Consider the following 9,741-nt stretch of genomic DNA (forward strand, 5'->3'; position numbering starts at 1 on the left):
GTAAAAAAATCAGGAATCCTGAATTTGGAAGCCAATGCATTCGATCCGCCAGAAGGCTCCTTGCGCAAATCGGTTGGGCGCGGCGCGGTTGTCACGGCCATGGCGCAATCGGTGCGGGTCGCGACACAGATCCTGTCCGTTATCGTCTTGTCGCGGTTGTTGTCGCCACAGGATTTCGGTGTCGTGGCGATGTGCGCCCCGGTGCTTGCCTTTATCGCACTGTTCCAGGATTTCGGCCTGACCCAGGCGACGATCCAGAAATCAGGCATCCGGCATGAGGAGGTGAACTACCTCTTCTGGATCAATGTCGCCGTCAGCGCGATCCTGGCTTGCGTGCTTGCGGGTGCGGCGCCGCTGGTTGCTGCCTTCTACGGCGAGCCGCGCGTGACGGGTCTGGTGGCTGCGTTCGGGCTGCAGATCATGGCCTATGGGCTGGGCGCCCAGCATCTGGCGCTCTTGACGCGCCGCATGCAGTTCGGCCGGCTGGCCGTCATCGACGTCGCCAGCGCCATCGCCGGGCTTGCCGTGTCGATCGCCTGGACCTTCATCGATCGCTCCTATTGGGCCCTGTTTGCCGGCACGCTGACCGGTGCCGTGCTGCCGACGCTCTGCTACTGGGCGAGCTCGCGCTGGCGTCCGGGCCTGCCGCGCAAGGTCGCCGGCATCGGCGAGCTGATCAATTTCGGCGCCGGCATCACCGGCTTCAACTTCGCCAATTTCTTTGCCCGCAACCTCGACAATGTGCTGATCGGCAAATATTGGGGCGAGGCGCAACTCGGCCTCTATGACCGCGCCTACAAGCTGCTTCTGTTTCCTTTGAGCCAGATCACCAACCCCTTGTCGAAGGTGATGGTCCCGGCCCTTTCCAGGCTGAAGGACGAGCCGGATCGCTACCGCAGCGCCTATCTGCGCGTGATGCCGCTGATCCTGCTGGTGGCGCTTCCCGGCGTCGCCTTCGCCACGGCGATGTCGGATGTGCTGATCCCCTTCGTACTCGGCGAGCAATGGCGCGCAAGCGCCTCGATTTTCCTGGCGCTCGGCTTTGCCGGGCTGCTGCAGCCGCTCAACAATCCGGCGGGGTGGCTTTTCGTCAGCCAGGGCCGCTCCGGCGATTTCATGCGCTGGGGCATCATAACGGCCGTGACGTCGGTGCTGGCTTTCATGCTCGGCCTGCCCTATGGCGCGCTGGGCGTGGCGATTGCCTATGCGATCAGCGAATATCTGCGGACGCCGTTCCTGTGGCTCTATGTCGGCAAGAGCGGGCCGCTGCAGGCGCACCATGTGCTTCGCGCGGCAACGCCGTTCGTGCTTGGCGCCCATCTGGCACTGGCCGCAATCTGGTTCATCAAGCCACTGCTGCCGCAGCAGCACGTCGTTGCCCTGGCTAGCGGCGCCGTGCTCGCCTACCTCATCACCGTCGTCATCGCACTGGCATTCGCCTCCGGCCGCGAAGCCTTGCGCGAGGCGCTCAAGATGCTGCCGGCAAGGCCGCCTGCGGCAGCGCCGCGCGAGGCGCAATAATTTGGGCGTCTTCGACTGCTACGGACATCTCCTCCAGGACCAGGTCTGAACCATGCACTACCGATCGATCTCCGATATGAACGACGCCATCGTCAGGGGCCTGCACCGGCTGCCGCGCGACATCGACCTGGTCGTCGGTGTGCCGAGAAGCGGCGTTTTGGCAGCGACGCTGGTCAGCCTTGCCGCGAACATCCCGATGACCGATCTCGACAGCTTCCTGGCAGGTCGGATCTATACGTCTGGCGTCACCAAGCGCCGTGCCGCTCTCGACCGCAAGGTTTCCGAGATGCGCAAGGTGCTGGTGATCGACGACAGCGTCGCCGGCGGCAACGCCATGCGCGACGCACGCGCCCGCATCCAGGCTGGGGGCATCGAGGCGGACTTCACCTTTGCCGCCGTGTTCGGCCTTGAGCCCCTGCACCAGGAAACCGACCTCGTCTTCGAGGTCGTGCCGCATCCGCGCATGTTCCAGTGGAACTTCATGCATCACAAATTCCTGGCGCAATGCTGCGTCGACATTGATGGCGTGCTGTGCCTCGATCCGACAGAGGCGGAAAACGACGACGGCCCGGCCTATGAGAAATTCCTCAGCGAAGCGCGGCCGCTCCATGTCGCGACCCACAGGATCGGCTGGCTGGTCACCAGCCGGCTGGAGAAATACCGCGCGCTCACCGAGGCATGGCTCGCCAAGCATGAGATCAAATACGACCAGCTGATCATGCTCGATCTGCCGAGCAAGGCCGAACGGCAACGGCTTGGCGCGCATGGCAGTTTCAAGGCCGATTTCTACCGCAAGTCCGATGCCATCCTGTTCATCGAGAGCGAGCACGAACAGGCGCTGAAGATCACTGAACTGTCAGGCAAGCCGGTGCTGTGCGTCGAAACGCATATGGTCAGCTTTCCTGACGCGCTGTCGCTGCCGGCACTTGGCCAGGCGGCCCGCAACCTGCCGGCAAGGCTGCGGCAGATCAAGTCGCAAGAGGGCCGCAAGAGCGCCGCCAAGACCATTGCCCGCGCGCTGCTTGGCGCCCGCGGCTACGAGACGCTGAAAAGCCGGGTCAAGCGCCCGGCCTGACCCGCTCAGGCGGCGCCGTTACGCCGCCTGTCGCGCGCGCTGCTGCATGGCCCTGTCCAGTATCGAGAAGAAGGTGATGAACTGGCGATCGGGATCGAGTTCCGGGCGCCCGGCGAAGCTGCGAGCGAGACTGGAAAGCCGGTCATATTCCTGGTTGTCGTTCCACAGCCGCCTGACCGCCGCGACCCAATCGGCAAGCGGAGCATCGTAATCCAGCACCACGCCACCGGAGCCGACAGCCTCGGGCAGACCGCCGCGCCGCGAACCGATAACCGGGATTCCGCTGCAATGGGCCTCCGAAGCGACGCGGCCCCACGCCTCTTCCCACTTGCTGGGAGCAAGCAGGATCTTCGTGCGGCCATAGACCGTCTTCATGTCGCTGGTGCGGCTCTCCAGGACGACATTGCCCAAGGGAGCGATCGTCTGTTCGATCCGCGCCCGGTGATCGTCGTCGAGCTTCCAGCTTTCGACGAACAGGAATGGAATTTCGCGGCAGGCGCCGGCAATCCGCACCGCGAGCTCAAAGCCCTTTTCCTCATAAGGGTTGATCAGCGTGACGAACTGGCCCGTCGTCGGCGTCGCGTAGTGCGCCGGGTTGATGGTCGGCGGGATCACCACCGCCTCGATGCCGAACTCCTGTTTGTAGGTACGCGCGGTGAAGTCCGAATTGGCGATGTAAAGCGCTGAATGCAATTCGCGCAGATCGCCGCCCAGTTCATGGAACTCGACATTGCGGAGATAAACGACCAGAGGCACGCCCTCCGCCTGCAGCGCCTTGCCGATCGGAACCGACTTGTGACACTGGACCACGGCAACATCGGGCTTCAGCCTGTCGACGGCATAAGCCGCCGCTTCCCAGGGAAACCAGGCCCGCACCACCGGATAGCCGGGATAGCTGTCGACAACCGCCGGCTGCCGCAACAACTTCATCTTGGCGCGCGCTTTGAAGCCAAAGACACCGTCACCGAACAAGGCGGCGAGCACAGCGGCTTCATGACCGTGCTCGATCAGCTGTTCGGCCAGATGATGCGTGCTCGACTGAACGCCGCCACTGAACTCGGGCGGGTAGCCGTTGCCGCCTGCAAAGAGAACTTTCATGATCGGGCTCCTTGTCGCATCTCGTATTCTTTGCTCGGAGACAACAGGCAAAATCCGCCGCCTCGCTTTCGACGTCAGGCAAGTTTCGGCGGCTCCAGATTGGCGAAGGGATTGGTACAGGATTGCCAGCCGGTAAACCGGATCGGGTCGTTGGGCGAACTGCGCCAGGCGTAGTCCGTCAGCATATGGAATTCGGCGACGACCCAGCGATCGAAATGCAGCAGATCTTCCCGCTTCTGCCGGGGCAGCAAGCGGCGCGCGGCGCCCAGTTTGAGCTCTTCCACCAGGGTGACGGCGTCACTCAGTTTTTCGCTTGGAAAGTTCCACGGATTCCGGTTGCGGAACGCCAGCACGAACTGCTGCATATGCTCGATGCGGATGTTCAACTTGCCAAGGTATTTTTCCAGCGTGACGCGCACCAGATCCTCGTCCGAGAAGGAGGAAACCGTGGCGTAGGCGACCCCTGTCGAGACCACGCCGCCAGCCATGACGGCCAGGGCCGAGCGTCTGGAAATCTCGATCATCCCGTACCTCCTTTCACGCGATCCGGCTCGCCGCCCGCAAGGACAACGCTGCCGCGGTCAGGCTCGGGTTGGCGCAGGAGCAGCTCGGATAGGTGCTCGTGCCGACGACGACCAGGTTTCTGAGCTGGTGGTGGATCATGCCGCTGTCGACCACAGAATCGGCCGGGCCGGTGCCCATCCTCAGCGTGCCCTGGACATGCGATTCGGTCGGCCGGATGCCGCGGTCGAAGAGCTTTTCGACCGGCAGCGGCGCCAGAAGGTCAGGCAATTTCTCCAGAGCGCGCGCCATGCCCTTCACCGCGTAGTCCGAAGGCGCCTTGAAGCTGACGAAGGCATTGTCATCGGCGTCAAGCGTGACGAAGTTCTCGGGGTCGAGCAGGTTTTCGGTGACCACGACAAGCGGCAGCGCCTGGCGTAGCCGCCCCTTTTCGGCACGCATCCCATGCTGCCAGCGGTTCTCGAAATAGACCAGTGCCGCCGCATGCTCCGATCGGTGAGGACCATCATAGAGGCCGAAATTCAGGCCGGTGGTGATGGTGCTGCCGTCGAAATTGTCGACGCCGTCGAGATAGACCTCGAAATTCCAGCCGTAGGATTCGTGCAGGCCACTGCCGACAAATTCACCGCCCAGGCCGGATCGCAGCATGATCGCCGCGCTCTGGATGGCATTGGCGCCGAGAATGAAGAGATCGCCGCTGACCTGGTATTCCTTACCGTCATGGCTGAACGTGACCGAACGGACAGCGCCGCCGACGTGATCGAGCCGGCGCACTTCCGCGCCGAGGCAGACCGAGATGTCGGGATGCTCGAAGACGTGCATCAACCCGTTGTTGACAGTGAATTTGGCGTCGACCGGGCATAGCCAGCAACGCAGATTGGCGCAGCACGAGCTGCGCTGCGCGGTCGGCACGCGAGCCCGGGCGGTTGGCATGACGAAGTGCTGGTCGGGCTGTGCCGCTTTCATCATCCTGTCCGGTGTCGACATGCGATGCGGCGGTTGCGGAAACGGCTTCGAGCGGGGCAGCATCGCCGCCATGTCGGGGTCGCCCGAGATCGACATGATGTCTTCCGCGTCGCAATAGAACGGCTCGACATCGTCATAGCTGATCGGCCAGTCATTGCCGATGCCGTAGGTGCTTTTCAGCCGGAAATCATTGGGATGAAATCTTGGCGTCTGCGCGAACCAGCAGTTCGTCCCGCCACCCAGTCCGATCGTGTAGTTCCACGGCTTGTCGGAATTGGTCTTGTAGGTCGTCTCGTCTTCGATGTCGGTGTTGACGTTCTGTTCGAGCTGCCATTCATGGGTGTTGTGGCGTCCCCACTCCAGCACCAGAATGCGCGCCTTTCGGCGCTTGGCGAACTCATGCAGGAAGAAGGCCGAACCGAAGCCGGAACCGATCGCGATGAGATCGAAATGATCCTTGGTGATTTGCTCCGGCTTTACGTCCAGCACCATCAGCTACAACTCCACACAGAAATACCCGCTCAGTCCCAGCGCCCGCAGGCCGTGTGCGGACCGGTCTTGCATCCGTCTGCCAGGGCCCGGTGTCATGCCGCCATTCTGCCTATCGAGTGATATTCGATGCCGTGGCGGGCGATGACCTTGGGGTCATAGAGGTTGCGGCCGTCGAAGATGACCGGCGTGGTCAGCGCATCCTTCACCGCGTCGAAGGACGGCGCGCGGAAGCTCTTCCATTCCGTGGCGATCAGCAGCGCATCGGCGCCGCGCAGCGCCGCCTCCTTGGTGCCGCACAGAAGCAGGTCGTCGCGCAGCCCGTAGATGGCCTGGCATTCCTGCATCGCCTCGGGATCATAGGCCTGCACATTGGCGCCGGCCTTCCAGAGCGCTTCCATCAGGACGCGCGCCGGCGCCTCACGCATGTCGTCGGTGTTGGGCTTGAAGGCCAGGCCCCAGAGCGCAAAGGTCCTGCCTTTGAGGTTGCCCTTGAAATAGCGGTCCACCTTGTCGAAGAGAACCGATTTCTGCGCGTTGTTGCGCTCCTCCACGGCGCGCAGCAGCTTGGCGTCGAACTTGACGCCTTCGGCGGTCTTGATCAGCGCCCGCACATCCTTGGGGAAGCACGAGCCGCCATAGCCGAGGCCCGGATAGATGAAATGGTAGCCGATGCGCGGATCGCTGCCGATGCCCTTGCGGACCTCCTCGATGTCGGCGCCGAGTTGCTCGGCCAAATTGGCCATCTCGTTCATGAAGCTGATCTTGGTCGCCAGCATGCAGTTGGCGGCATATTTGGTGAATTCGGCGCTGCGCACGTCCATCACGATCATCTTCTCGTGGTTGCGATTGAACGGCGCGTAGAGTTCGCGCATCACAGCCTCGGTGTCCTCGCTGTCGGTGCCGACGATGATGCGGTCCGGCTTCATGCAGTCGGCGACCGCGGAACCTTCCTTGAGGAATTCCGGATTCGAAGCGACATCGAAAGCCAGGTCCTCGCGCCCTCTCTTCTTCAACGTGTCGGCGATCCTGGCCTTCACCTTTTCGCAGGTGCCGACCGGCACCGTCGACTTGCCGACGACGATCTTGGGTTTGTCCATTTCGCGGCCGATGGTCTCGGCGACGGCCAGCACATATTTGAGGTCGGCCGAGCCGTCCTCGCCCGGCGGTGTGCCGACCGCGATCATCTGGATCTCGCCGTGCCTGACAGCGGCGGCGGCATCGGTGGTGAACTTGATGCGGCCGGCGGCATGGTTCTCCTTGACGAGGTTTTCCAAACCGGGTTCGAAAATGGGAACCATGCCCTGGTTGAGCCGCTCGACCTTGGCGGCGTCGATGTCAACGCACACCACCTGATGCCCGACTTCGGCAAGCACCGCCGCCTGCACGAGGCCGACATAGCCAATTCCAAACACCGTCAAATTCATTCGGTTTCATTCCCATGCAAGGCAACGGACCGTTTTCGGCCCCGCCGGTTCAAATCGACTTTCCCAACTACTTTACACTGCATGCCAGCGATTCCGGAAATTGACAGGGTTCGCCGAGCGCCGTGAAGGCGACCCGCTCGACCTGCAGGGAAAGCTTGCGGCCCGGATCCGCGAACGCTCCCATCCAACCCTTCATCGTATCGCTGCCCCAAAAGCTGAAGAAGATCTTCTGTGCATGGCTGGGCAGCTTCGCCGGGTCGGTAATCGTGTTCACCAGTTGACCGTTGACGTACCATCGCAAGCTGTCCTTCTGCCAGACGAAGGCGTAGTCGTTGAAGGCCTTCTCCGTGCCGCCCGGCACGTCGACCAGTTTCTCATTCTTGCCCTTGCCCGCGATATAGGCATTGACCTGCACCTTGGCGGTGTCCTTGGTCAGGACCTCGAAGTCGATCTCGTCCCAGGGCTGCTTGTCGCTGGGGCCGATATAGGTGAAGAACGCCGCGTTGAGGCCGGAGCCGGTATCGGTCTTCAGCCGTGCCTCATAGGTGCCGTAGCCGAAGCGCTGCTTGGTCTGGATCTCGCCGCAAACGTAGTCGCGATCCTTCAGCGTCTGCTTTTCGAAGCCGAGCGACAGCACACCATTCGACAGGTCGACCATACTTTTCGACCAGGTGCAATTCTGATGGCTGCCGTTGTTCCAGCCGTCGGAAACATACCAGCGCGTGCGGTCGAAGCTTTTGAAATCATCGACAAAGGACGGCGATGTCGGAATGTCCTGGGCATAGGAAGGGGTTGCCAGGAAACCGCCAAGAGCAGCCAGCAGCAACGCACCGAGCGATCCCAGCCGCCGCCGGGCGGCCTGTCCGGTCCGATATGCGAGAGGCGGTGCGTCAATTGCTGTCGTAGGTTTCGGATTCGAATTCATACCAAACTCACCTTTGCGCTGTGTGTCCCCAACCCAAAGTCGACGTTCGAACCGCTCCTGAACGGGCCAACCTTGACTCCCTTGTGACCCTCTCGATTGCTTCCCGCCTTGCATCAAATCTGTTGCAACAGTTCCGAGCCTTCACGTTCAACCTCTGCCGGCGCCTGCCGGCCAGGCGAATTCCGCCGCGGCGACCGAGGAGGCATCCTCGTCGAAGACCATATCCAGCGAATGACGGAGCTCTTTCATCATGCCGTCCTGGCGCGACAGCGCCGCGATGCGGCGCTCGCAATTCAGGATCGACTGTGTCAGTGCGCTGACTTCCGAAGACCGCTTGTCGGAAGCAGAGCCGTTTTCCATCGCTTCGACCAGAAAGGCGGCGTTGGTCGACGTCGTCCGGTAGCGATTCTCAAGCCCGGTTCTCTCGGCCTCGATCTCGGCCGCAATCTGCTCGAACAGCTTTGCCAGACGATCAAGACGTGAAACATCGGCCTGCCGGTCGCGGGCCGGATCCCTTGATCTGAAACCGAATATCGAGGCCATGAACTCAGGTTCCTGTCATCGCCGGCTTGTGGGCCGGGCTTCTGGCCGATCCCCGCAGCCGGGGCTCAAAGACTCGTGTTGCGTTGTCCTGCTCCTTTTGAGGGAGAGACATCAGACCAATCCGATCGGGGGCCAGTTCGGCTGGTCGTCCACTATGCTGCACCGCAACATAGACTGCCATCGTCGGAGCCGCGAGGCAACCACCCAATTCGTAAACTCATAAATCCGGCCGAAATGGTTTGCGTGATGACATGCCGCGAGCGGGCAAATCGCAAGCACCGGGTCCGCTCTCAGCGTTCCTTGCCCGTGCTGGTTCCGGCCATCAGAAAGCGCAGTGGCGGCACAGGCTTTTGGCTGGACACAAGGCCGACGCGACGAAACAGCGCCTCGAGCTTGTCGGAAGCCACGCCCTGGACGATGGGGACGAGGTTGGACAGGCTGGCGAAGGCGTAAGCCGCAGCCGATGCCAGCCCCCGCTCGGCCTTGACGTCAAGGAAATTACGCAGCCGATATTTGTCGCGCACGTGCCGTTCATGGCGCCGCAGCACCGCCTTCGAGCCTTCCGGCAGACTGTCGATTGTCAGCAGCGCCAGATCCGCATCGGCCAAACGCTTCAGGTCCTGGGTCTTGTGGCGGCCGCTCAGGGAATCGGCGCGGACGATGGCGCCGTAGCCGCAGGAGCGAATGACCTTGAACCGCGCCCCGCATGCAACCGCGCGGGCGTAGAGTTCATAGTCCTCGCCCAGCCGCAGGCTCTCGTCGTAGCTCAACCCATGGCGGTCGAGGAAGGCACGGCTGATCACCGGCTTCAAAAAGCCCAGTTCGCCCCTCTGCACGCGGCGCCTGGAGATGTTGCCTTCGACGAAGCGCTCGAAATCGAGGAATTCCGGCTCGGCGGCAAATTGCGGCGCGACGATTTTCGTGGCGTCGCCCGTCGCATCATCCCTGATCAGCATGATGTTGTCGGCCGCGAAATCCCAATCGGCGCCGGCAAACAGGTTGCGAAACCGGCCTTCGAGGAAAAAATCGTCGGCATCGAGAATGCTGATGAACGGCGATTTCGAGCCGGCGATGGCTGCGTTGCGGGCAAAGGAGGGGCCGCGATTGACATCGAGGCGCATCACGGAAAGCCGCCCGCTGCCATCATCGGCGGATCGTGCGACATCGGCGGTGTC

9 protein-coding genes are annotated in these 9,741 nt (G+C 62.3%); 2 read left to right on the forward strand and 7 right to left on the reverse strand.

What is annotated here, in order from left to right:
• The first annotated feature begins 24 nt into the window (after positions 1 to 24).
• Both EN943_RS11815 and EN943_RS11820 read left to right on the forward strand, forming a co-directional pair.
• Positions 25 to 1,521, forward strand: coding sequence for a lipopolysaccharide biosynthesis protein (locus tag EN943_RS11815; RefSeq protein WP_127412758.1), 1,497 nt, complete (start codon positions 25 to 27; stop codon positions 1,519 to 1,521).
• A 52-nt stretch (positions 1,522 to 1,573) separates the two neighbouring features.
• Positions 1,574 to 2,596, forward strand: coding sequence for a phosphoribosyltransferase family protein (locus tag EN943_RS11820; RefSeq protein WP_127412759.1), 1,023 nt, complete (start codon positions 1,574 to 1,576; stop codon positions 2,594 to 2,596).
• Positions 2,597 to 2,614: 18 nt separating this feature from the next.
• Here the strand turns inward: EN943_RS11820 and EN943_RS11825 are convergent, their stop codons facing one another.
• The 7 genes from EN943_RS11825 to EN943_RS11855 all read right to left on the reverse strand — a co-directional run.
• Entirely contained in the window at positions 2,615 to 3,694 is a 1,080-nt protein-coding gene (locus EN943_RS11825) for a glycosyltransferase (RefSeq protein WP_127412760.1), read from the reverse strand.
• A gap of 74 nt (positions 3,695 to 3,768) precedes the next feature.
• Complete coding sequence (locus EN943_RS11830; RefSeq protein ID WP_127412761.1) at positions 3,769 to 4,218, reverse strand: hypothetical protein; 450 nt, start codon at positions 4,216 to 4,218, stop codon at positions 3,769 to 3,771.
• A gap of 13 nt (positions 4,219 to 4,231) precedes the next feature.
• The gene (locus EN943_RS11835; protein ID WP_127412762.1) at positions 4,232 to 5,674 is read right to left on the reverse strand and encodes a GMC family oxidoreductase; all 1,443 of its coding nucleotides are present in this window, start codon (positions 5,672 to 5,674) and stop codon (positions 4,232 to 4,234) included.
• Positions 5,675 to 5,766: 92 nt separating this feature from the next.
• Complete coding sequence (locus tag EN943_RS11840) at positions 5,767 to 7,098, reverse strand: UDP-glucose/GDP-mannose dehydrogenase family protein (protein ID WP_127412763.1); 1,332 nt, start codon at positions 7,096 to 7,098, stop codon at positions 5,767 to 5,769.
• A 67-nt stretch (positions 7,099 to 7,165) separates the two neighbouring features.
• On the reverse strand, positions 7,166 to 8,023 hold the full coding sequence (locus EN943_RS11845) for a family 16 glycosylhydrolase (RefSeq protein ID WP_127412764.1): 858 nt from the start codon (positions 8,021 to 8,023) through the stop codon (positions 7,166 to 7,168).
• Positions 8,024 to 8,170: 147 nt separating this feature from the next.
• Entirely contained in the window at positions 8,171 to 8,566 is a 396-nt protein-coding gene (locus EN943_RS11850) for a hypothetical protein (protein WP_127412765.1), read from the reverse strand.
• 290 nt (positions 8,567 to 8,856) lie between these two features.
• Positions 8,857 to 9,741 (reverse strand): glycosyltransferase (locus EN943_RS11855; protein WP_245475748.1); only part of this gene is annotated, 885 nt, incomplete at its 5' end.

This window comes from Mesorhizobium sp. M7A.F.Ca.US.006.01.1.1 (genome assembly GCF_003997935.1).
Taxonomy (GTDB): Bacteria; Pseudomonadota; Alphaproteobacteria; order Rhizobiales; family Rhizobiaceae; genus Mesorhizobium.

Bases quoted from the DNA above. Each gene is read 5' to 3' on its own strand.
- EN943_RS11840 (WP_127412763.1), bottom strand. From the start codon at position 7,098: ATGAATTTGACGGTGTTTGGAATTGGCTATGTCGGCCTCGTGCAGGCG.
- EN943_RS11830 (WP_127412761.1), bottom strand. From the start codon at position 4,218: ATGATCGAGATTTCCAGACGCTCGGCCCTGGCCGTCATGGCTGGCGGC.
- EN943_RS11825 (WP_127412760.1), bottom strand. From the start codon at position 3,694: ATGAAAGTTCTCTTTGCAGGCGGCAACGGCTACCCGCCCGAGTTCAGT.
- EN943_RS11845 (WP_127412764.1), bottom strand. From the start codon at position 8,023: ATGAATTCGAATCCGAAACCTACGACAGCAATTGACGCACCGCCTCTC.
- EN943_RS11820 (WP_127412759.1), top strand. From the start codon at position 1,574: ATGCACTACCGATCGATCTCCGATATGAACGACGCCATCGTCAGGGGC.
- EN943_RS11850 (WP_127412765.1), bottom strand. From the start codon at position 8,566: ATGGCCTCGATATTCGGTTTCAGATCAAGGGATCCGGCCCGCGACCGG.
- EN943_RS11835 (WP_127412762.1), bottom strand. From the start codon at position 5,674: ATGGTGCTGGACGTAAAGCCGGAGCAAATCACCAAGGATCATTTCGAT.